Origin of the sequence: Polaribacter aquimarinus (assembly GCF_003129485.1) — a bacterium.
Taxonomy (GTDB): domain Bacteria; phylum Bacteroidota; class Bacteroidia; order Flavobacteriales; family Flavobacteriaceae; genus Polaribacter; species Polaribacter aquimarinus.
Genome location: NZ_QFFG01000003.1, coordinates 224006 through 247139 on the forward strand (window position 1 = coordinate 224006; position 23134 = coordinate 247139).

Here is a 23134-nt window from a genome sequence, read left to right on the forward strand (position 1 = left end):
TAATTTTTAATATATATATAACCTTCTTAAGAATTCCTTTTTTATTTGCTCTTGTTTGCCCTCAAAATTTGATTTAATAATAGCGTCTAAATCTTGTTTATTTGGGAGTATTAATTGATCTAATTTATCATTAACCTCTTTTTTAAACATATCGCAATAAACATCGTCTTTACCAATCATCATTTTAAAAATATTGCCATATGATTCTTTTTTGTATGACTTGCAAAGAAAGTTTGATAGCTTTATATTTTCATTTAACCTATTTCGCTGTATATTATAACCACTATTAGATTTTGTCTTATTATCTATAATTGGATAGTAATTTAAATCTTTAAAAAGTGAACCTTTCATAAAAGTTTTTATTTCAAATACTATTTGATTTAAGTTTACATAAACTCCTTTGTTTATTAATTTATTAAACTTTTCATTTATTGTATTATAAAAAACAATTGACTTCTCATCAAAGTGTTCAGTATAATTTTCAAAATGATTCCAGATTTTACACAATAACAAATAACTATAATTATTTAATTTTATATTAACCTTTGTTTTATTAGAAGTTATCAGCCATATTGCGTATTTCTTCACTATTGAATTTCGATGCATTGTTAAAGAATCCCAATCTCCTGGTTTTAATGAAAGTAATTCTGTTAATTCAACTTTTAAAAAATCAGTGACTTCATCTTCTGAAGAACAATTATTCATGTAATTAATAAATTTGTAAGAAAATAAAAACTTTTTATTCAATTTTAATTCAGATAATTTTCCAAATTTTATATAGTTAAAAATTCTATTGCAATTCTGTTCAAAAAATAAGTTTATTATTAAGAATTCCTGTTCAAAATAAAGGAGGTGTTCAAAAGTCTCCTCATAAAATTCAAATAAATTGTTAGATACTACGTAAGCTTCTTTTAATCTTTTTCTCGTTTCAACTTTTATATTTTCATATTTACCCAACTTTTCTTTATCAGAAATCCCCTTCATCTCTGAATGAAGTTTAATATGAATAAAATTTTTATTAGCTGAATAAAAGCTCATTAATAATAAATTTAATTAATAATTTCTTTAAAAAAACCATTCTCTGAATCTACTAATATTTTACGATCCAAATATAAATTTCTATGTTCACAAGATGTTTCGCTAACCAAACTACAAGAGAAGCAAGATGCAAAATTCAAGTCAAATAAACCTTGTCCTTCAGATTCCCAACACAGTGGATCACTGTTACAAATTGTTGCTCTTTTAATAGCACTTTTAATTAAGTTATTAAGGTTTTGAGGTCTTGTTTGAGCTATTAGACCACCCATACTGCCTTCTGCACCCTCAGCTGTATAAATTAAACACCCATACATTTTATAATCATTTTCATTTGACACATAAATCCTTTCAGACAGAGATGCTGTGGGATACCCACATCTAAATTCTAATTCTCGCATGATTAAATGAGAAAACGTATGCACTAAATATAATTGCCAATTCATAACATTGGCAAAATCAATTGCACCTTTATTAAAATTGTTTGATTCCTTTTGTAATTGTGATAATTGTGATTTCATATTTTCTATGACATCACTGTTAATAGAGAAATCTTCTATCAATTCATCATTAAAAGAAAAGAAAATTCCTTCTCCAAAATTCTCAACTACAGGATACACCACAACGTTTTCATTTTTACTTCTAAAAATATTTTTTGGATGTGCATTTTCAGCATCTGCATCTATTGGCACTACTCTTGAAAAATCGAGTTGAGCAGAGGTGATTTTCATATTATCTACCCGTAAAATACGTTTAAAATACTTTGCTAATTTGCCATCAACATTATTATTAACATCTCTGTTTAAATTTTCAGTGACATCTTTTACTTTTAAGTTTTTAGGGTATTTTCTTAATAACTCTTCATTTTTGTGAAATGCTTTAAATTCATTATATCTAAAAATCATCTCTTTCATCGAATCTGGAATTTCTTCCTCAACTCCCACTTGATTTAATTCTAACTCTTTAATTTTATTATTTAGCTTTTCAGCTAAACCGTATTCTTCATTTTTAACTGCTTGTTTTTTCTTTTCTTGTAACCTGATGATTTCCAAGGAATCCTCACTCTCAAACAACTCACTATGTAAATATATACTAGATATAATTCTTGAATAATAGATGTTATTACCTGTGGTTAATGCCACTTTCAGAGGTTTTGGCTTTCCTTTGCCATCTTTACAGTTACAGTTTTCATTAGGTGGGTCTTGGTTTCTATTGTGACGATTACCTGAATGGTATTGAACATCTCCTGTATTAACTTCCCAAGGCAAATGACCAGGGCATAAGATTTTAACACTCATTAAACCTTTTAGTGAAATACCTCGATTGCAATTTGAACATTTTAGCCACTTTCCATCAAACCCTGAAGCATTTCCTGTATTTGATGTTATCTTAATATTAGGTTTATTGCAACAATCTTGTTTTTCAAATAAATTAACAGGTGCATCTTCAAAAATGGCTAGTGGTTCCTCCTTGCGCCATCTTAAAAATTTAGACCAAGGAAAATCACTAATGTGTCCATGTTCACAAAGTAAAATTATATTGTCTTGTTTTAAATTACTTGTCCAGCCCTTTTCTTCATTAAAAATATGTTTTGGGGGATGAAATTTTTCACCATATTTATCATTATTTTCAGCTCTATTAACCCAATCCTTATACCAGTTGCTATAAGGTTTGTAGTTATTTGAATTATCAGCAAAAACTTTAGGCATATAGGTGCTAGGGATAGCTATTACTTCACCATTATCTTTAATTTTATTGCTGTGAGAAACCACTTCAATATCTGGCACTAATACCAAGTACATTAAGTTTGTTAATTCCTTCCTAACTTGTAAGGATTCTAACAATCTATGGTCATTTGAAATACCTATGTTACCATTTCTTTCCAATCTTGCATCTTTAGAAACCTTTTCATGCATTTCTTTTTCAGCTGTTTGCTTATCAGTAAACTCCTTATGTATTTCTATAATTTTCTTTAGAAACCCCCATTCTTCAATACAAGAAATAATAACACTTCCATATTGGGTATGTACAATAGACCCCGGACCACCATAAGCAGATAGCAGTTTATACTTGCTTACAGATTCATTTGCTTGGTTATTTTTATTATAAACTTTTTTAGACATATTATTTATTGTTGAACGGTTTTTATGACAGCAGAAGCTCCTATTTCTCGTAACGAATACGAAACTTTCCAATGGTTTGGATAATTTTCATCAATTGCATTTACAAAAAGGGCATCGTTCATAGACTGGTTTGGTCCAATACGGTATACAATTTCATGTTTGGAGTCAATACCACCCAATCTTTTCATCCAATTATCCAGTAATTCATTTAATTTAAAATCAATATCATCAAGTTCATCTATAGAGATTATTCCATCAATAGTTGATTTTACACCAGCTTTTCTATCTTTCAGATGCTTATCTAGTTCTTCAGCATTATGATATACTTCTTGAATTTCAGATTTTATTATATTCTTTATAATTTCAATCTTATCATTGTTAATATTTCTTGCAGATTCATTATTCATCAACTCCAGTTCTTTGTTATGGCGAATGATAACGATAGCATACATGGCTAAATAACGATCGAGTGCTTTACTTGCAAAAGGTGTAACAGATATGGGTTCTACATAACTGTAAAATTTCTCATGAAATTCCTTGAATTTTTGATAGTGTGAAATATCTCTTGACCTGAAAGGGTGATGCACTGTAAAAACAATACCGTCTTCATCTCTGGCTACCCTACTAGATGCTTGTATGTACTCTGCAATGTTTCTAGGCATAGAATTAATCACAATGGTATTGAATCGAGAAACATCAATACCTACCGATATCATATTAGTAGAAATAATAAATTCTGGTGGGTTATTTTTTTTCAGCGCTATGTCGTTTGAATCTTCTTGCAATTCAAAAAGCGTCCACTTTTTCTCAATATCTGCTAAATTTGTTTTAACCTCTTCTCCAGATAATCTACCTGTAAGTTCAGAATACTTGATTTCATTTTCCTTTCTTATTAATCTGTCAAAGAAACTCCAAGGAATTGTGTTTTTAATGACATAATTAATGTCCCCTGGTAAATAATGATCTAGCTGGGATTGTGCCTTACCCACATCCTTTAAACTATTATAATATGCCAATATAGAGTGATAATAATCAAACACTTTTTTAAGTTCGTTCAAAGTTTCTGGTTTTTCAAAAACTTCATCAATTCTATATTTTTCTTTAAAATATTTTAGTCTATGACTTAAACTTATTGATATAATGCGCAATTGCATCCATACTTGAGTTTTACCAATTGGTAAGACTCCCATATATTTTCTTTTAGATTCATATTTTATAATATCACTTTCTTTTCTTTTGTAAAAAGCAAAAAATGAATCATCACAAGTAATACCTTGTTTTGGGAAAATTTCAGACCTTCTATTGAATAATGCAAATATTTGTTTATCCGTATTTCTTGTAGTAGCAGTAGATGTAACTATTTTAGGTTTTATTTTGTTTCCATTGTCATCTGTATAAGTACATAAATAATCAATACTTTTTTCAAATAAACCAACGGAAGATCCTAATGGACCTAATAAAAGGTGCAATTCATCTTGAATTATTAATTCAGGTGGTAAAACATGTCTTTGGTAACCTTTTCCTATTAATCTTCGTGAATCTTTTTTTCTTGCACCTGGAACCGTTGAAACATTATTTGCAAGTGCGGCAAATTTATCTACTGTACCAAATAATAGTGTTGGCGGATATTTATAAATATCTTCATCAAATAACCTAAAAGGGATGCAGTTATCATCATCCGCTTCTGAAGAAGCGTATTCTGCATAAAAAGTACAACTTTCTGTATTACAAGAGATATTTAATTGATTGTCGATTCCATAAGAATTATTCTCTGGTGTATGATTTGGACTTATGTTATTTAGGTTTTCATCAACAAATAACTCACCACCACACCAAGGACAGTCTGTGAATGGTAAATTGGTAGAAATAGGTTGACTATTTGTAATAAATTCAGAAATCTTTTTTAATTCGTCGTACATACCTGTACCGTTTGTACCACCTTGATCTCTTTTCCAATCATTTGGTAAGGAATCACCACCTACAAATAAACCAATTGTAATGCGCTCGTCACCTAATGAAAGATTGTTAGGTAGTGAAAATTCATCTTTTCTAATTACATCTAAAGCACAAATTAATATCGTCGCTCTTTGAAATTGCTGTAAGGTTAACATCCTTAATGTATAACGCATTAGAACCGTTGTACCATAACCACGTTTTCCTTTTGTAAATCTTCTTAAAGCTATTGCAAAAGCTATAATACCAAGATATGCCTCTGTTTTACCACCACCAGTTGGGAACCAAACTAAATCTGCAATTTCATTTCTTTCGGGCCATCCTGTACCAAATACATCTTTTACAGTATTATCATTCTCGTCTGGTTTTACAAAAGCATCTACATTTAGTAAAATAAATGCCAACTGAAAAGAACGCCATTTATACTCTGATTCTTTACCATCCTTATCATAAATCTTCTCATTAGAATAATATTCTTCACTATTTTCTTGATTTGGAACAAAAGGTTTATTCTTTTTTGACTCAATACTATGATGCAACTGCATAAACATTGCTGTATTCATAGTTCTAAATGCAGCAAATGCCTCTGAGTTATTTGCTAATAAAGTAATATTTCTTTTTAAGCGATTGTAATCATTTCTACAGGCCTTTAACTGCTTATTTAATAATTCCTTAGATGCTTCTGGAAGGTCTTTCTCATCATTTAAGTCAGATTGTTTATCATTTATCCAACTATCTCGTGTTTCATCTCCATAAGCATCAATAAATAAGTTTAATCCTTGAATAATTTGCTCGTTGTTAACATTACTTAGAGTAGATAAATATCGCATAGACAATATGCTATCATCTTCAATTCTAGATTTAATATTATTTTGACTTTTAATGATTTTACTGGGCTTAAAGTCAACTGTAGGTGTTTCTTGAGTGGGTAGAAAATCTGAAGATATAAACTTCAGCCCATCATCATTGGTAGTACCCCAATTTACAGATGTATTATAGCCTTCACCAAAATCAATATATTTTCTGTAAATTAACTTGTTAAAGCTGTCTTCTTCATCAAAATCTAATAATTGAGGTGGATTGTATTGTAAAAGACAAGATTGTTCTTTTTCCAGAATTTTTAATTCAATACCAAAAAATGATAATTTATTAGCTTTATCTTTTTTATTTAATTGAGGTGGCTCATTTTCTTTTAACTTATACTCATTAACGTTTTCAATTATTAATTTCACATAAACTTTATCGTCATCATTATTAGGAATATAGTATTGAACGTGATATTTTAAGCTTTCTTTATCTTTTTCGTCAATTGCATTAGAGGGCTCCCTTTGTATCGCATTTCCATTCAGTTTTGGTAAATGGATTTCTTTTGTAAATTTTTCAGATTGCCATACTGGGGAAGGATTATGTTCTTTTAGTATTGTTTTTAAGTCTTTTGTTATTTGCACTAACTGATTATAAATCTCGAGTTCTTTTATTAAGGCCTTATATTGAATATAATTAGATATTCCGTTTTGTAATTCTTTTTGAATAAAATCAGTTATTGAATCGGTAAAAATTGTGTAAACATTTGTATGGTGATGTTTGGATTCTGAAATAGAATAAAACTGCTTATTAGGATTTGCTAAACCAAAATATTTTATGCCATTATCTGATTTTAATTCAACAATCTCATTGTTGAATGCTTTGTTTAAGGCTGTGTGAAATTCTTCTTTTACATAGTCATTTAATAATTTGTAATCAATAGCGTAAATATCATCTTGATTAAAGTCTCTATTTGTATGAATAAATAAATTATTGCTTTTTTTAACTATACGAAAAGCTGAATTCAAATATTTTGAAGTGATATGTTCTATTTCTTCTTTATACTCTTTAACGTTTATAGCAATGTTGTTCTCTACTAAAGCCTTTTTTCTAATATGTTTATATTTTCTGTAAGAAAGTGAGATTTTTAAATCATCTTGGATGTTTTTGGTCATATCAAAAACAAATGACACCCCAAATGTGTTTGGATAGTTTTGTTGAGTTAATACAACGTTAGTTGATGTGTCTTCGGATATATTTTCATCATCTGCAGAAGTGTTTACAGCTACTTCATCAGTTTCATCGGTTTCATCGGTTTCTCCTTGAATTTCATTTCCCTCTTGATTCTTACTAGATTGAATAGTTCTTGGAAATAAAATAGCAGAACTATATTGATAAGCAGGAACTTCAGGTATAATTTCATCAAAATTATCCAAGGCAGGAACCTGAGAAAGGTCTTTGTCAGCGTATACTGATTTATCCCAATCCTTAAGAAAAAAATACTTTTTATTATATGCACCAGGACCAATCACTTGTTGCTTAACATAGTTTTCTAAACTCTCTCTCTTATCTATAAATTTATTCATTTCTTATAGTTTTTATTTCAGTAAATTCAAGTTGGCTAAATATTGTTGATATTATAGATTCAGAAACTTCAACTTCAGTAATTTCACTTGAATCGGATATTTTAAAAATGGTATTATGTTGTTTCACTATTTCAGAAACTGATTCCAGAATTAATGGATTTTCAATTGTGCCTAACCAATTATTTTCTGTTAATAGCTGTATAATTGTTTTATACATCTGTTTTAGTTCGTTCTGTTTACTTCTTCCATAATATGCAATAAAGGATAGTTGTTTGTCAGAGTCATTAATATTTAAGAACTCACAAATTATTGCCCAATCTTTTTTTCTCCTGGGTATTCTAAATTTTTGCTCGTCAATGAACTCTAAAGCATATGTTCTATCAAAGTAGTTTTGGTGCTGGTAGGAAATCCCTTTATTTTTTAGAACTTTATAGATGTTCTTTTTTGCAAATAACTGCTTTTGGTATCCGAAAACATCATGAGGTATGTCTACCAACTTATCATAAAAGTCATTTGATTGAAATAAACCAGAAATATCTGAATCTCTTATTATTCGATCTCCTATTTTTAAAGCTCTTGCTTTTACATATAATAATGAATCTCTCCGCAATAGAACTTCCTCATTTGAAGGTATAGCTAAGTTGTCATTTATAATAACTAACTCATCATCATCATCATCATCATCATCAATGTCATTATTAAACGTCTCGATTTCTTCTTCGTTTGTTTGTTCTAAATCTTCTTCGTTTGTTTGTTCTAAATCTTCTTCGTTTATATTTTCATCTTCTATATTTTCATCTTCTATATATTTCTTTCTGTAATTTTTTAAATCTGACCTAATTTTAGAGATTAGTTCTGTTTTTATTTTTTCTAATTCATCCTTATTTGTATCATAATTATGATCTAATTTTTGTCTCACATCATTTAGCAATGGCCTGTATTGATAATTAAATAAATGAAATTTTATCCAAGGTTGATAACCAAAATATAGGAAATCTGGTACAATAACATTAATTTGTTTGTTTGCAATACTTTGACTTTTATTTACTAATTCAATAATATTAAATGAGTCAAGGACTATTACGTGTTCAAAATTTCCAAAATCCAGGGATTCAATAAATTCAACATTAGAATTAAGAGATTGCACATGATTTTTGAAATTATTGAATACAAACTCTAATCTTTTTTTTCTATTACTTTTTAATTCGGGGAATAAGATTTTTGTTGAATCTGACATAATATCATGAATCCAATTTAAATGAATTACCTCTTCAATTATTTGTTCAATAATTCTAATTATTGGCTTTTCAGCAACCGCAGGAAAATCTTTTTTAAATTGAATCAACCACTGTTCTTTGGTTAATGAAGGATTTAAGAAAAGTAACCAATATTTAGGAAAAGGTGTGATGAACTTATTTAATTCTAGTCGAACCCATTGCTCTTTAAAAGACTTAAACAAATCATGCAATTTTTTAGTATGATTTGTGGTGACAATCTCATAATTTAAATTTGTTTTAAGACTACTTTCGTCTTTTAATAAAATTAGATCATTTTCTAAAACTTCATTATTATACGCAAATCGATTATTAAAAATTAAATTAAATTTTTTACTACCCAATTCTGTAAGAGGAAATATTGGTTTTAACGAATAAGGATATTTTATAGAAATAGAATTTTCATAATCTCTAGGTAGTTCCTTTTTAACTTCAATAGCCTCTTTTCTAGATAATTTCTGATTTAAAGGAAATAAATTTTCTGATATTAGGCTCTCATCTTGTGCGCCAACATTATTAAAGCTTAAGGTTTTTTCCTTAAGTTCAATGTATATTGGAAAATCAATAATGCTTGATTTACGAATACTTTTAAACAATTTAAATGTATTTTTAATTACACTTGCTTTGTTGTAGTCAATAATTTCTTCTTTTTTAAAAATAGGTAAAAAAGTGTCTAATTTTGTAAGTGTATCTTTTTGCCAAAGGACTAGATCGTCCTTTTGATTTTGAAACTCAAGTGTTAATTCTTCAGCTCTCTTATCTTTGGAATAATTGAATATATCAAAAAGGCATGTGCCTTCAAAATCAGATAACTTTTGATTTTTTACAAGATTAAAAATAATTGTGAATGCTCTTACGTAATTAAAAGCAGTTATTTTAAATTCTTTGGAATAATATGGTAAATGTAATCTGAGTTTATCACTGTTGGATTTCAAAAAATTGAAATACCAGAAACCAATAGTTCTTAATTTACCATTATCTTTCTCGTTAAGAAAATCTAAAGTAGTATTATGGATTTTTACAAACTCTACTTTCTCCATAAGATAATTTTAACTGCTTCCATTGCTCTTGTAACAGCAACATAGTTTTGTACTTTAGATTTTTCATTTAATTCATTTGTAATTAAGTATACAGATTTGTTTTCTAAGCCCCTATATTTAATTGGTGTTGTAAACCTTATTTTATTAGATGGAAGGTTAATGTTACCATCTTCGAGTTCCTCTAACTTATCTTTATAATAATCTTCTGCGATTTCTTTAAAAGAAACAATTAATTCACTATGAATTAAAATTATTTTTTCTGAATTTAAGAATATACGCTCATTAATGATTTCTTTAATTATTTTTAACTTATTCTCAAGAGTGACAACAATCTTGTCTTCTTTAGTTTTTTTACTATAAAGTATATTCTTTGATATAGTTATTATGTTTTTATTCTGTCCGCATCTATACGTTTCATCAAATAAATAGTGTGTAAAACCATTCTCTATATAAAAGTCAGTATAAAATGAGATATCACTATAATTGTAAATGATGGTTTGTTTAGGATCATAAAGGACTAACAATTTAGGATGTTCCATTTTTTCCTCAAACTTTTCTATGAGCTCAAATAATCCCTCATTAAAATATTCTTGAGCTTCATCAAAAATGATAAAATCTATTTCATCTGATACATTTTCATTTATAGCATTTTCATAATAAACTTTAAACTTTATTAAACTATTATCTATCCCATAATCTCTAATTATGGCATGTTCAATTTTTGATTTTATTAATTTATTAGCACAATAGTATATGCCTTTTTGTTGCATTAAAATATTTTCCGCTAAAAACTTTTTTGCTAAAACAGTTTTTCCTGTTCCAGGCGCACCTTGTATTATTACTTTCCTATTTCTCTTTAAACCTTTTAAAGTTTCATAGTTTTCTTTTAAAATAATTTCAGAATTAATTCTTTCAGGATTATACCCATACGAAGATTGAGTTGGAAATAATTGAGATTTTAGCGATTTAATTTTTTTTGAGGACAGTACAGGATATTTTTCAAATATTTTTTTATTTATTTTTTCATTAGACCAACTTGGGTTAAGTTCTCTTAATATTTTGCTTCGTGAAGTTTTAGCTAATTTTAATATGAAATCATAAAAAAGTTTATTTATTGCTTTATCATCTTCACCTTCTTTTAAGTTTTCAAAATCTTTTTTTGAAAAAAGTAAATTTCTATAGCCTTCTAATTGCGGCCCTCTTAAATGAAATCCTGCTTCATGAGGCAATACAATAGCTCTATATATAAAAACTCCCTCATCAATTAATTCTTTAAGTGTATGTGTATATTCTTTTGCCTGATTAAAAGGGTTTTGAGTTTTGTAACCTCCGGGATTTGCTTTATTAAAAGAAAAATATTGATCGCTATTATCTACCTTTAAACCTCCCCCTTTAACTTCAAAAATTAATATTCCATACTTAGATAACAGAACAAAATCTATCTGACCTTCAACTTTTCCTTTACTTGCTGGATGTGTTGATAAATTATAGTCATGTTTTAAAAACCATGATTCATTTTCTAAAAGTTTGTATTCATTAAATTTTAGAAATTGATTATATAGCCAAATTTCTCCATAAAGCGGAGAATTATCTTTTTTAGTTATACTTTTTTCTAAATTATTTTCCGGGTAATTGTTTAATAAGGTTACTGGCATTCTTTTTTCCTTTTTCGTTAGCTACAGAAGCAATTTTATTTATAGCATATAAAGCAAATAATTGCTCCATTGGAATTTCATCTTTATATACAAATATTTCTCTTTCTTTTTGTTTAATCGTGTTATTTCTTATCTCTAAGTTTCTAATAATTATGTTTACTTCATTTACTAATTCAGTAGGTTCTTTATAATTACCTTTAGATTCTTGTAATTCATACATTTTTTGTAAAGTAAGACTGTCTGCAATCTTCTCTGAGAAACCATTATTGATTATTCTTACAAATTGTTTTCCTGATTTATTTTTAATCAACAAAGGTTCAAAATCTTTATAATAATTATCTTGAACTATTTGATTCTTAAAATTTATACCTGTTCCATATTGTATTGAAGTAAACCATTTATTCTTTGCTTTTGATTTCTTATCAATTTCATAATTCGATAGAGTAACTGTTATATTCCCCACTTTAATTGGGTGTCTTCTAAATCGAGAATTTTTTGTCCTTTTAGGTTGCTTATCAAATGATTTTTCTTTAAAATCATTCAGATTTCCGCTCTCAGAATGGATTACCTCTTTTTTAAGTTTTAGAGTTCTAGGTGTTTTTTTATTTAAACTTAATAATACTCGATTAGCTAATGCCCTACTAACAGAAGGACAAACAGCATTACCAACTAAACGCCATTTAGAATTTATAGACCCGAGAAATTGATATGTAAATGGGAACCCCATTAAACTAGCAGCTTCTCTTATTGTAGGTGTTCTATATTCACCATTGCCCTTTCTATTATATTCTGATTTATAAATTAATGCTTCACGAGATGTACCACTTTTTGTTGCAGTAATTGTTCTACTTGGTTTATTTAAATTTTCAGGGAATGACATTTTCCCCATACAATAGTGATTAATTTTATGCTCCTTAGATTGACTCCATTCACTTTTGTATAAACCACTATCATAGAAATGATCAGTAACATCGCATTGATTTAGTGTTATCCCCTTATAAACAGGGTCTTTTATTTCTAAATCTGACTCTTTAGATATTGGAGAAGGCATATTTTTTATTAATTTACCTAAAGTATTCCAATTTGGTAAATTATCTTCTACCTTATTCGAATGCGTTTGCCCCGGAATAATTAATTTATTACAAGAAATAATTTCACCTGAAATAGCCCTTCTTCGAGCCTGATAAGACCCATAATCTGCGGAATTCATTATTATAGTATTGTCCCTTAAATTTAAAGCCTCAGATTTTGGATCTATACAGTTTTCTAATGCCCAATCTGTTAAATCTAAATCTTTAAAAGAATAAATATTACTTATGTATTTTTTTGAATTAACCACATTTTCCATAAACCAAGCTTTTAATACGGAATCTTTTTTATGTTTTTTAACAGCTACTATTCTTAAAAAGCATTTTGTTAAATCTAAACCTAAAGACTTATCTGCTTTACCGGACTTATTTGAACTTGAAAATGAAACACATGGAGGTGAGCCAATTATGATCTCTGTATTAGGTAAATTATTTATTTCTTTTATAGAATTTTTAAATTTTAATATATCTGTAACTTCAGAATCAGTTCCAAAATTATGATTATATGTATTAATTGCTGGTTGCCAGTTATCATAACCTCTATGGATTTCAAAGCCCATCTGATTAAATCCTTCAGAAAAGCCTCCAGCTCCACAAAAAAAATCAATTACATTTAATTTACTCATGATAGATAACGGGGTTATTGGAAAGTCGTTCTAGACCTCCTCTTAATTCAATTTTCATCAACCATAAAGTTATTTGTTTTTCATTGAATAAACAAAAACTCCAATTAAAAATAACAAAGAAAATTTTATGAATGAAAAAATCATTCACCAACTTATTAAAAACCCTTCTGAACTTAAAATAGAAATAAGGTTATGTATAAAAAATAAGGAGACTTGAAGTCTCCTTAATTATTATCTATTTATAGATACCGCCAATAAAAATCTCCACAAGTTCTACGTTCTCCTCTACAAACTTTAGCAATACTTGTTTTATTAAAACCAGTTTGCTTTGCAGCTTCTGAAACAGAATTAAATCTATTTATTACCCTACCTTTAAATGATATCTGTAAAACTTTTTTCTTTCTATTATCTTTCAAATAAGCTGGAAAAGAAGATGAGTAAGACCAAACATACCCTTTACAACTTTTACTATTACCATCACAGGCTTTCCCAATAGCTGATTTAACTGCATTTACTGCATTACCTGCACTTTGCAACGAGGAAAAAGTATTTATTAAAGTTCCTTTAAAATCATATTGGTAGATTGTCTTTTGAATTCCTCCTCCTACATCTAAATTATATCCGTTCTCTAGACAATCATATTTAAGAATATATTCTTTTTCTTTACTCGCTAATTCATCTACTGACTTTGCAGTGTCGACTTGCTCCCATCTGAAAGCTTCTGAACCATAAGTAGCTATAGCTTTATGAAATTCATAACTTTTTCCTTTTGCTGACTTTTTTAAATGGTCTTTTTTCCTGGCACCTATACTTTTTGTGGTGATTCCAATATAAGATTTACCACTTTCTGTATGAGTAACTTTGTATACAACTCCTTTATTTTCCATTATCTTCACAATTTACAGAAGAATAATACCCTTTCTTTTCATTCTTTATTTTGTTATTTAAGACCAATTCACTTAAGTAAGTTTGTACTTGCCTATCTTGTATTGAAAGTGTTTGCTTAAAATGATTAACCAAGTCGCTTGTTTTATAAGTTTGACAACAATTTTCATCTAAGTATTGAACAATTGCCTTCCTTGATTCGCTTTTTATCCTTCTATCGGGTTTAATTGAATTGCCAGACTCACTAATATCACCAACATATTCTAACCAGACTGAATCAGTAATTTCAAATTCTTTAACAAATTCATTATTTACTGGAGCATACCTAAAGAATATTTCTTTAACATACCTTTTACCAGAAAATGATTTAGTAACTGCAATGGCAAAGTCAGATTCTTGAGCAAATGTCGAGCTTCCTTTTATACAATCAATATCGATTATTTTATCCCCCATTTTAGGAGTGTGATGCACACATATTAAAGTGACTTTAGTCCTGTGACATATATCTCTTAACCGTTGCATGAGTTTCTCTGAATCTGCACTATTTTCTAATTTACCAGAATTCATTCTTGTTATACTATCAATAAAAACAACCTCTGCCTTAGAATCCTTAATCATTTTCTCAAGTTTCTCCCAATCTTTTTCGTCATTGATTTTGGTAATAAAATCAATTGGCTGTATCAAAAGGTTATCTGATACTAATTGCTTTTGATTATCATCTAAATCTTTTAATTGAAGTCCATTGCGATCTGCTCTATTCTCCCAAAATTCTTCTAAACCAACAAACAAAACCCTTTTAGGAACCCCATCTAACTGATAGCCAAAGTATTCGCTGGCGCCCATAGCTATACACATAGCTAAATTTTCACAGAAGATAGTTTTACCGCTTTTACTTGGACCGAATATTAGCCCCATAGAGTTCTGCTTTATTCCACTAAAGAGGAACTTTGTTGGAGGTCTAGTCTCTTTCTCTTTTAACATTTCACCTAAGGATAAAAATCCTTTTTCTTTTTTGTTACTCATGATTTGTTTATTTAATTAGTGACAAATATCCAAATAAGCATTGATTATCAGTAACTTAAATACATCACGTAGAGTAAAGTGTAGAGTGTAGAGTTACTACTAATCTAATAGTGCACTCTTAAATAGTCTTTACAATATGAAAAAAAATAATATAAAAAAATAGAAAAACGTAGAGTTCTAAATAAGCACTTTTAAGGCTAAATCGATTTTCCCAGATGTTTCAGGAACTTTTTGAGACCTTAAATTGGTTCTATCGAATTTTACACCATTATTTCCTAAAAAACAATCTACGGTAACTTTCCATTTATTATGTTTCAAATCGTCAACTAAACAAAATTTATCATGAAGAGCTTTAATAAGGTAATACAATTCAGATTTATTACCATTCCAAATTATTGGCTCAACTATTTCTTCACCACTAAATACTTTTACAAAATCTTTTAATTGAGTATTTGAATGAATAAATCCCATTCTTTTTAACTCCTTATAAAATAACTTAACTTTGATAGGATCTTTTACTATGTTTTTATACCTGAAAGAAGATTTTTTAGTTCGTTTTTTAAGGGTATTACTTTTAGTCTTTTTATTTGTAATTAATCCTTTTAAACCACAAATTACTTTATCAAAACTTCTTAAGTGAAATATTGGAACTTTATTTTCACGAAAAATAGCTATTTCATCATAATGATTGTAACGAAAAATAAAATCGCAATTAAAAACTTGCTTTTCTATATCTGAAGGATTTTCAGAAAGTTGATATTTATTGTTGGATATTTCTGTATACGCTTGCTTTATTAGATTTAGATAGTCAAGACATTTTTCATAAAAATAATCTTCAGAATATTCAGATTTACGAACATTAAATTGATGTTTGAAAAAATATTTTGGCTTTGATAAATCAATCTTATTATCAAATATTTTTAAAATCATATCAACCCACAATTCATCATTTATCAATGGTTTATAATATGGTTCATAATATAGTTCACTCATTCTTAAAAAAGTTAATTTGCCGTAATTCTCAAATATAAAAAAGTAAGTGCATATAATGCAGGTAGTGCAGGTATTAGTTATTAGTTATTAGTTATTAGAAAATGTCAATAACATTGTTTTAGCTATTAATAATAATACCTAATCTATATACTTGGCAAAAAAGTATACAAAAATTGTAGTTTGGGCTTAGAAGAGGAAAAACTAATTTCCCTGCTTCTTTACCCAGCTAGCTTCACTTTTTCAGTATTTCTTTTATATTTACAAGGAGGAAAAGTCTCAAAAGTTAGTTAAATACATAACACTATAAAATACAACATAGACTCCTTTATTTCACTCAATTAGTTGACCAAAATGATAATGATAATAAGCAGATTCACCTACAATAAATACGGTCTCTAAGTTGGCTGTGACTTTAATTTCTTGAACCCAAACAACCTCATTTTTCTTTAAAACTCCAATATCTCTTATTACTTTAATTCTAAAAGGAATAAAAATCTTAACTATTTCATTTCGACCTCTAACAATATATATGGAATGTGTTGAGAAATACTTTAACTCTTCTAGAATATTGTTTATTTCCATCTAACCATTTATTTCTGTGTGAGAAACCAATTGTAAGTATTGTTTTGAAGAGAATTAGCTAATCCTGTTACAAACTCAAATGCGTTAACATTTCTCTCTAAATTAGAGTCTATGTAAGAACTTTTATTTGCTTCAGTAAATAAATTATACAGTTGATACAAATTAATTTTTCCATTTGAATCTCTTCTAAAATTTGGATCGTTGTAATAATTCTTAACTGTAGTTGAAATCTGATTGTCATTCATCAATAAAGTCAACTTGTCAACTTTTTCTTCCTTATTTAAAAATTGATACATCTTCATTTTTCCTATAAGATGACTAAACTGATTTTCCTCTAATTGAAACTTACTAATTCGTTCCATTTCTCCTAAGAACTTGTCTTTATTAAATGACTTTATAAGTTCATAAATCTTCTGCTTTAATTCTTGAATACTTCCAACTCTAAAATCTATCAATAGCCCATCAGTAGAGATACATAGGTTAGTACAAACTTTATTTTTATACCCAATAAATACTTTAAACTTTTCTAAAGTTCTTTTACTATATAAGTTCTCTTGATTCAGTGCCCTAACTCCTCCTATTGTCAGTGATAGGTGGTTATTATTTACATTCTCTCGTAATGAAGGAATTTCAATGATAAATGCACATCTTTGATAATAAATAGTCTTTTCGTGCGGTAAAAGTTCTTTAACTGTTTTAGTTATTGCGGATGGAACCCTTCCTTTTATTATATGTGAAACTCTAATATTAGGTGCTGAAATTTGTTCATTACTAAATACTGAATTCACTACATCCTTTGTTGCTTCTATAAAGTTAGCATGTGATATAGATAGACTATTATCACTATAGACTGGTACTATGCACTCTTTTTTTATATGATTCAGTGTAACACACTTTGTGTTAGCTTCAATGAAATTGCTGTTATTATTTACTATTTCATCTTCTGATATAAATTGATTATTATTTAATGCTATTAATTCCATTTGTTTATTTTTAAGTATTATTAATTGATTGACCTAGATTCTCTAATTCACTTTTCTTTAGCATTATAGAAGGTAAAATCTTGTTTTGTAATTCTGGATACTTGGAATAGACATGTCTCAAAGCTTCAAGGCTTGTACATTCTTCTATTTCAACTTCTATATTTTCTTCCATTCTATTCCCCGATTCTTGACTGCACCACTCTTTTATCATTGTACCAGTTTCTTCATTTATTTTGAATTCTGGCTTACAAACAAATACTCCAGTTCTATCTTTGCTTGCTCTACAATTGTGTGCTATATCAATATCAAATACTATAGTATATTCGTAATCGACATCATTTCTCTGGATTGCTTTTAATCCAACTTTTTCAGGAATCATCTTTCCATTTTTTTGACTGATTACATAGTCTTGTTTTACTCTCATTGTAGAAATAATATTAGCACCTGAACTTAGTATCTTATTGATAAAAGCATTTTGTCTTGGAGTAATTTTTGCCCAATTAGCAAATGAATTGCCTGGCATATTACTATGTACATCCAATAAATAGTCCCAACAATGAGAAGTACTATCAATAATAATTACTTCCATTCCAGACTTTTCACATAATTCAATAGCTTTTATATATTTCTCTGGAGAATAAGGAGCTTCTAATGGCACAACATTATAATCTCCTAAATGTGCATATAAATCTGCAGAGTTATTCTCTGTATCAATAACTGCTACCTTAGAAAACTGCCCATTAACTAATCCTTTAGCTAGTAATAAACTTGAATATGTTTTCCCTGAACCTGCACTGCCTTGTATTGCAAGTTTAATCTTTGTTTTTTTTCTATTTGATTTTCTTATTTCCATTTTAATATTGTTTAATTTGTGACATAAAAAAAGCTCATAATATTATTTATGAGCTTTATTGTTTTGTTAATACTGCCTAACTACTCCACCAATTCATCTTTGATTAAATGATGTTTTAGGTTAAAAATACCTGTAAAATCTTCTTTAGATGCTCTAGTTCCGTTTACTAAATGAGACATAGTAATATGAGGATTCTCTAACTCATCAAATCTTAAGTTACATAGGTAAACTAGACCTTCTTCAATTCCATATTCATAATTGTTTTTATAGCAAGTAGCTGTTCTTTCAACTGATTCTCCATTAGGTAATTCAAAACCTATTGTCACAATTATATACTCTTTTTCATTGGAGTTAGTAAGAACTTTTTCACCAATTTTCTTTAGAGTTGCATTAAAAATAAATTCTGTTTCTCCATTTTGCTTGTTAATTATTTGCTTGTAATGTGTCATAATAAGATGTTTAAATTATAGAGATTGGTTTTTCCAGTCTTCCAAAATTTAAAGAAGGTGATTAAAGTTAAATTCTTCGAGCGAAGCGAGAACTTACAACCCTAATAGACAATTGATACAATATTAACCAGACTTATTTTCCTGATTCTTTACCCAACTATAATTGAGCTACCCCAGTCACCCCAATAAATTTAGAGGTGGGGGTACTTATTCCTATTATATTGCACTTGACTTTGAAAAAAAAAATTAAAAAAAATTAAAAAAAATCTTTCAACTCATCACTGATTTTCTTTTTTACGATAGCCCCATAATGTGCTTGAGTAACTGTTATATTAGAATGCCCCAAAATCTCCGAGACTACTTCCATCGAAATACCATTACTTAATAAAACTGTAGTGGCAAATGTTTTTCTTGCTGTATGATGAGTAATCTTTTTATCAATTCCAACTACATTAATTATTTCTCTTAAATATGAATTAAATTTTTGATTACTAATAACTGGTAATTCACCATTATACTTGACTAAAATTGCTTTTGCTTTTGGGAGCAAAGGAACAGATATTTTTCTTCCTGTTTTCTTTCTTATCATCTGAATCCATTCTTTACCATCAAATCCTATTTCTATATTATTAGTTGTCAAAGTTGACATTTCATTATAGGCTAGACCTGTATAGCAGCAGAATACAAACATATCTCTAATTTTCTCTAACCTTTTATGATAAAACTCTTTTTCTTCTATACCCAACAGTTCTTGCTGAGTTAAATATACAATCTCAGATTTATATTTTTTGTTCTTAAAAAGATGGAAAGGATCAGTTTTTAAGTAATTCTCAGAAATAGCAAATTGAATAATCTTTTTTACCCTTTGAATACTTCTATATACAGTAGCTTGCCTTAAATTTAATTCTGTTTTAAAGAAATACTCCAAATCTTGAATAAACTTTAAATCCAAATCCTTTAGCTTTACATCCTTTCTATTATAGAACTTTGCAATAAAAAGCGCCACTTTCCTCCTGCTCTCCACATACCTGCTCCAAGAGAGTTTATTGATGTCAATACCAATCAATTTTTTCGTCTTTTGGTTGTGTAAATCATAGGCACCTAGAATGGTGATTTCTTCTTTAGAATCTTCTCCTTTATATTTCCTATAAATATCATCTACATCAAAATCATTTGGTAAGATTTGGAGCATTAAAAAAGCCTTATCTATCTGTTGATGAATAAGGCTTAGTTTATTGTTTAAAATGGTGTTTTCAGAGTTTGGTGGGATAGCTTTTTGTGTACTGCTATTCCAATTGTCTGGATTGATAAATATACCAGTGGAGAATATTTTCCTTGTTTTAAAATAAGTAATTCTACACCTTATTGGGCATTTTCCTTTCTTATTAATTCTGTTTCTTTGTAACAAAAATAAAATTGATAATTTATAGTCATTCATAGTATTTTTTAGTTTTTAAATTATGGTGTACCCGAAGTAAAAATGGTGTACCCAGAAGTATACCTTAAAAGGCATACATTGATTAATAATTTGATTAATATAATAGTTTAGAAAAGAATAAAAAGAAGCTGTAAACCCCTATAAAACCTATAGAAAACAAAAAAGCCTCACATTTCTGTGAAGCTTTCTGTGAGCCCTGAAGGATTCGAACCTTCGACCGCCTCCTTAGAAGGGAGGTGCTCTATCCAGCTGAGCTAAGAGCCCGTAATTTTTAAGTTGTTACGACCAACTTTGTCGGGGTGGCAGGATTCGAACCTGCGACCTCCTCGTCCCAAACGAGGCGCGATGACCGGGCTACGCTACACCCCGAGTGCAATTTTCTTAGCGGAGAGACAGGGACTCGAACCCTGGCGACCAAAAAGGTCGACAGATTAGCAATCTGCTGCATTACCACTCTGCCACCTCTCCTATTTCGATTTCAAAACTTAAGTTTGAAACAAAAATTGCGAGTGCAAATGTAAGGTTAGAAAAACAATTTAGCAAGATGTTTTTCAACTTTTTTACACATATTTTTTTTACTCAGGATATTCTACTCTCAAATGATAAATGTTCATCAATTTTTTCTTGATTACTTTCTTAATAACTTCAATTTCTCTAAAAGTTATGTCAGAATTTAAAAACTGATTATCAATCATTTGTTTATCTATTATCTTATCAATTAAATCACTTATAGATTGTGCAGTTGGTTTTTTTAAACTTTTTGAAGCTGCTTCTGCAGTATCACACATCATTAAAATAGCTGTTTCTTTTGAAAATGGTATCGGCCCATGATAAGTAAACTTTTTAATATCTACTTCTGCATCTGGATTTAATTCTTGTTCTTTTCTATAAAAATAATAAGTAGAACTTGTTCCATGATGTGTTCTGATAAAGTCTATAATTCTATCTGGCAATTTATTTTTCTTAGCTAACTCTACTCCTTTAATCACATGATCAATTATAATCTTAGAACTATCTCTAGGAGATAAATCGTTATGAGGGTTTACACCTGTAGATTGATTTTCAACAAAGTATTGAGGGTTTATCATTTTTCCTATATCGTGATATAATGCACCTGTTCTAACTAACATTGAATTTGCTCCAATTTCATTAGCAGCTGCTTCAGCTAAATTTGCCACTTGCATAGAGTGTTGGAAAGTACCTGGTGCCTTTTCGTTTAATTCTCTTAATAATTTAGTATTTGTATTAGATAATTCTAATAAAGTAACATCAGATACTAATCCAAATATTTTTTCGTACATGTAAATTATAATCAATGACAGAAAAGACAATAAACCATTAGCTGCAAACAACATAAAATACGTCCAGTTTATCTGAGATGCATTCCCTTCTTTTATAATTGAAAATGCAAAATAAGTTAACATATATATTAATGTAATCTGTGCAACCGAAATGAATAAATTTGCTCTTTTATATAATTCAGAAACGGTAAGAATTGTTACAATACCCGCGATAATATGCAAATAAATAAATTCAAAACTATCAGGTACAATATAACCTAAAAGTAAAACGGTTAATACATGAGTAAATAACCCTAATCTTGCATCAAAAAAAGCCTTTAAAACAATTGGTAATATACTTAATGGAACAATATATAGATATTCTGAATTGTACTTTATAACCAAAGTTTGTATTAATATCATTGAAAAAACATTGAAAAAAATAAAAGTAACTTTATTATTATTGTCAAAAATTTCAACTCTATATTTTCTGAGAAATAAAAGTAACATAAGTAAGGCTAGGGATACTAAAATTGTATACCCGAAAATAATCCAATTATAATTAGACTCTGTCCAAACTTTAGACTCAGATTCGCTTTTTAAAGAGCTTAAAATAGCTAGTTTTTTCCCTTCTACAATCTCTCCCTTTAGAATAATTAACTCGTCTTTAGAAACTTTTCCTTTTGTATAAGAAATATTTTTTATTTCGTTTTCTATTACCTTTTCAGTAAATTTTTCATCATATGAAATATTAGGTTTTATAATTTCAGAGAGTATATTTAATAATATTTTTTTATCATAAGAATATGGATCATTTCCCAAATTGTTCTTAATTAAATTTAAAACTTCTCTCGAATACAAAAGTTTTTTAAAAGGCACATCTTCTACTTCATTTCCTTTTTTTACCGCTACAATTTCATCTTTATTAAGTACTCTATCCTGACTAACAACTTCTAAAAACCCTACTTCATATACACTAGATATTACTTTATTTCCAATATTTTTTAATGAATGAATTTTATCAATAGATAAAGAGTCAGAAATTGATAATGATGATATTCGCCTAATAAAATCTGCTTTAACATCAGAAACTACTTTAGTGTCATAAATAAAGTATTGCTTAGCATTTACTTCAATTTTCTTTTTTTCTACAATAATTTCTTCCTCAGATTTTTGAATTGCAAAATCAAAAGGTGCTCTTAAATTATCATACTTCCAAAGTTGTCCATTGCTAAAATCGTATTTGAACTGACCTCCTTTTGGAAATAAATAAACAATTGCAACTGTAGTAATTAAAAATAAGATTACCTTATAGATTATTGTATTATTTTGATATAATTTATTTACAAAATTGCCCATAGTAGTTTATTGTTTTACAAACTTACCATAAAAAAATTAAGGTCAAAAATTCATTATCAATAATAAATTACCAATTGATTAAAATTGGTTAATTTAGCATTAAGA

Annotated in this window: 15 protein-coding genes and 3 tRNA genes; all 18 read right to left on the reverse strand. The window is 28.4% G+C overall.

The window, feature by feature from the left end; all coding sequences use genetic code 11:
• Positions 1-6: 6 nt before the first annotated feature.
• Positions 7-1038 (reverse strand): hypothetical protein, encoded by a 1032-nt coding sequence (locus DIS07_RS08180; RefSeq protein ID WP_109404759.1) that lies wholly within the window; start codon positions 1036-1038, stop codon positions 7-9.
• Positions 1039-1049: 11 nt separating this feature from the next.
• Entirely contained in the window at positions 1050-3158 is a 2109-nt protein-coding gene (drmB, locus tag DIS07_RS08185; RefSeq protein WP_109404760.1) for a DrmB family protein, read from the reverse strand.
• A gap of 5 nt (positions 3159-3163) precedes the next feature.
• The gene (locus DIS07_RS08190; protein WP_109404761.1) at positions 3164-7501 is read right to left on the reverse strand and encodes a helicase-related protein; all 4338 of its coding nucleotides are present in this window, start codon (positions 7499-7501) and stop codon (positions 3164-3166) included.
• Positions 7494-9815, reverse strand: coding sequence for a hypothetical protein (locus DIS07_RS08195; protein WP_109404762.1), 2322 nt, complete (start codon positions 9813-9815; stop codon positions 7494-7496). The genes DIS07_RS08190 and DIS07_RS08195 overlap by 8 nt, the downstream gene beginning before the upstream one ends.
• On the reverse strand, positions 9803-11470 hold the full coding sequence (locus DIS07_RS08200) for a DNA/RNA helicase domain-containing protein (protein ID WP_109404763.1): 1668 nt from the start codon (positions 11468-11470) through the stop codon (positions 9803-9805). Before DIS07_RS08200 ends, DIS07_RS08195 begins: the two co-directional genes overlap by 13 nt.
• The gene (locus DIS07_RS08205) at positions 11433-13184 is read right to left on the reverse strand and encodes a DNA cytosine methyltransferase (protein ID WP_109404764.1); all 1752 of its coding nucleotides are present in this window, start codon (positions 13182-13184) and stop codon (positions 11433-11435) included. The genes DIS07_RS08200 and DIS07_RS08205 overlap by 38 nt, the downstream gene beginning before the upstream one ends.
• A 239-nt stretch (positions 13185-13423) precedes the next feature.
• Positions 13424-14071 (reverse strand): NUMOD1 domain-containing DNA-binding protein, encoded by a 648-nt coding sequence (locus DIS07_RS08210; RefSeq protein WP_109404765.1) that lies wholly within the window; start codon positions 14069-14071, stop codon positions 13424-13426.
• Complete coding sequence (locus tag DIS07_RS08215; protein WP_109404766.1) at positions 14061-15092, reverse strand: AAA family ATPase; 1032 nt, start codon at positions 15090-15092, stop codon at positions 14061-14063. Before DIS07_RS08215 ends, DIS07_RS08210 begins: the two co-directional genes overlap by 11 nt.
• 177 nt (positions 15093-15269) lie before the next feature.
• A complete protein-coding gene (locus DIS07_RS08220) occupies positions 15270-16085 on the reverse strand; it encodes a hypothetical protein (RefSeq protein ID WP_109404767.1) in 816 nt (271 codons plus the stop codon).
• 330 nt (positions 16086-16415) lie between these two features.
• A complete protein-coding gene (locus DIS07_RS08225) occupies positions 16416-16667 on the reverse strand; it encodes a hypothetical protein (protein ID WP_109404768.1) in 252 nt (83 codons plus the stop codon).
• Positions 16668-16675: 8 nt separating this feature from the next.
• Complete coding sequence (locus tag DIS07_RS08230; protein ID WP_109404769.1) at positions 16676-17650, reverse strand: DUF3871 family protein; 975 nt, start codon at positions 17648-17650, stop codon at positions 16676-16678.
• A gap of 10 nt (positions 17651-17660) precedes the next feature.
• Positions 17661-18503, reverse strand: coding sequence for an AAA family ATPase (locus DIS07_RS08235; protein WP_109404770.1), 843 nt, complete (start codon positions 18501-18503; stop codon positions 17661-17663).
• An 80-nt stretch (positions 18504-18583) separates the two neighbouring features.
• A complete protein-coding gene (locus DIS07_RS08240; RefSeq protein ID WP_109404771.1) occupies positions 18584-18952 on the reverse strand; it encodes a hypothetical protein in 369 nt (122 codons plus the stop codon).
• A 256-nt stretch (positions 18953-19208) separates the two neighbouring features.
• Positions 19209-20390 (reverse strand): site-specific integrase, encoded by a 1182-nt coding sequence (locus DIS07_RS08245; protein ID WP_109404772.1) that lies wholly within the window; start codon positions 20388-20390, stop codon positions 19209-19211.
• Positions 20391-20580: 190 nt separating this feature from the next.
• A tRNA-Arg gene (locus tag DIS07_RS08250) sits at positions 20581-20654 on the reverse strand.
• Positions 20655-20684: 30 nt separating this feature from the next.
• Positions 20685-20759 (reverse strand) — tRNA-Pro (locus DIS07_RS08255).
• Between the two features lie 16 nt (positions 20760-20775).
• Positions 20776-20858, reverse strand: a tRNA-Ser gene (locus DIS07_RS08260).
• A gap of 107 nt (positions 20859-20965) precedes the next feature.
• The gene (locus DIS07_RS08265) at positions 20966-23029 is read right to left on the reverse strand and encodes an HD family phosphohydrolase (RefSeq protein WP_109404773.1); all 2064 of its coding nucleotides are present in this window, start codon (positions 23027-23029) and stop codon (positions 20966-20968) included.
• Positions 23030-23134: the final 105 nt, after the last annotated feature.

What these genes read in the sequence shown, in the direction of transcription:
- DIS07_RS08180 (WP_109404759.1), bottom strand. Translation starts at nt 1,038, where the DNA reads ATGAGCTTTTATTCAGCTAATAAAAATTTTATTCATATTAAACTTCAT.
- drmB (WP_109404760.1), bottom strand. Translation starts at nt 3,158, where the DNA reads ATGTCTAAAAAAGTTTATAATAAAAATAACCAAGCAAATGAATCTGTA.
- DIS07_RS08190 (WP_109404761.1), bottom strand. Translation starts at nt 7,501, where the DNA reads ATGAATAAATTTATAGATAAGAGAGAGAGTTTAGAAAACTATGTTAAG.
- DIS07_RS08195 (WP_109404762.1), bottom strand. Translation starts at nt 9,815, where the DNA reads ATGGAGAAAGTAGAGTTTGTAAAAATCCATAATACTACTTTAGATTTT.
- DIS07_RS08200 (WP_109404763.1), bottom strand. Translation starts at nt 11,470, where the DNA reads ATGCCAGTAACCTTATTAAACAATTACCCGGAAAATAATTTAGAAAAA.
- DIS07_RS08205 (WP_109404764.1), bottom strand. Translation starts at nt 13,184, where the DNA reads ATGAGTAAATTAAATGTAATTGATTTTTTTTGTGGAGCTGGAGGCTTT.
- DIS07_RS08210 (WP_109404765.1), bottom strand. Translation starts at nt 14,071, where the DNA reads ATGGAAAATAAAGGAGTTGTATACAAAGTTACTCATACAGAAAGTGGT.
- DIS07_RS08215 (WP_109404766.1), bottom strand. Translation starts at nt 15,092, where the DNA reads ATGAGTAACAAAAAAGAAAAAGGATTTTTATCCTTAGGTGAAATGTTA.
- DIS07_RS08220 (WP_109404767.1), bottom strand. Translation starts at nt 16,085, where the DNA reads ATGAGTGAACTATATTATGAACCATATTATAAACCATTGATAAATGAT.
- DIS07_RS08225 (WP_109404768.1), bottom strand. Translation starts at nt 16,667, where the DNA reads ATGGAAATAAACAATATTCTAGAAGAGTTAAAGTATTTCTCAACACAT.
- DIS07_RS08230 (WP_109404769.1), bottom strand. Translation starts at nt 17,650, where the DNA reads ATGGAATTAATAGCATTAAATAATAATCAATTTATATCAGAAGATGAA.
- DIS07_RS08235 (WP_109404770.1), bottom strand. Translation starts at nt 18,503, where the DNA reads ATGGAAATAAGAAAATCAAATAGAAAAAAAACAAAGATTAAACTTGCA.
- DIS07_RS08240 (WP_109404771.1), bottom strand. Translation starts at nt 18,952, where the DNA reads ATGACACATTACAAGCAAATAATTAACAAGCAAAATGGAGAAACAGAA.
- DIS07_RS08245 (WP_109404772.1), bottom strand. Translation starts at nt 20,390, where the DNA reads ATGAATGACTATAAATTATCAATTTTATTTTTGTTACAAAGAAACAGA.
- DIS07_RS08265 (WP_109404773.1), bottom strand. Translation starts at nt 23,029, where the DNA reads ATGGGCAATTTTGTAAATAAATTATATCAAAATAATACAATAATCTAT.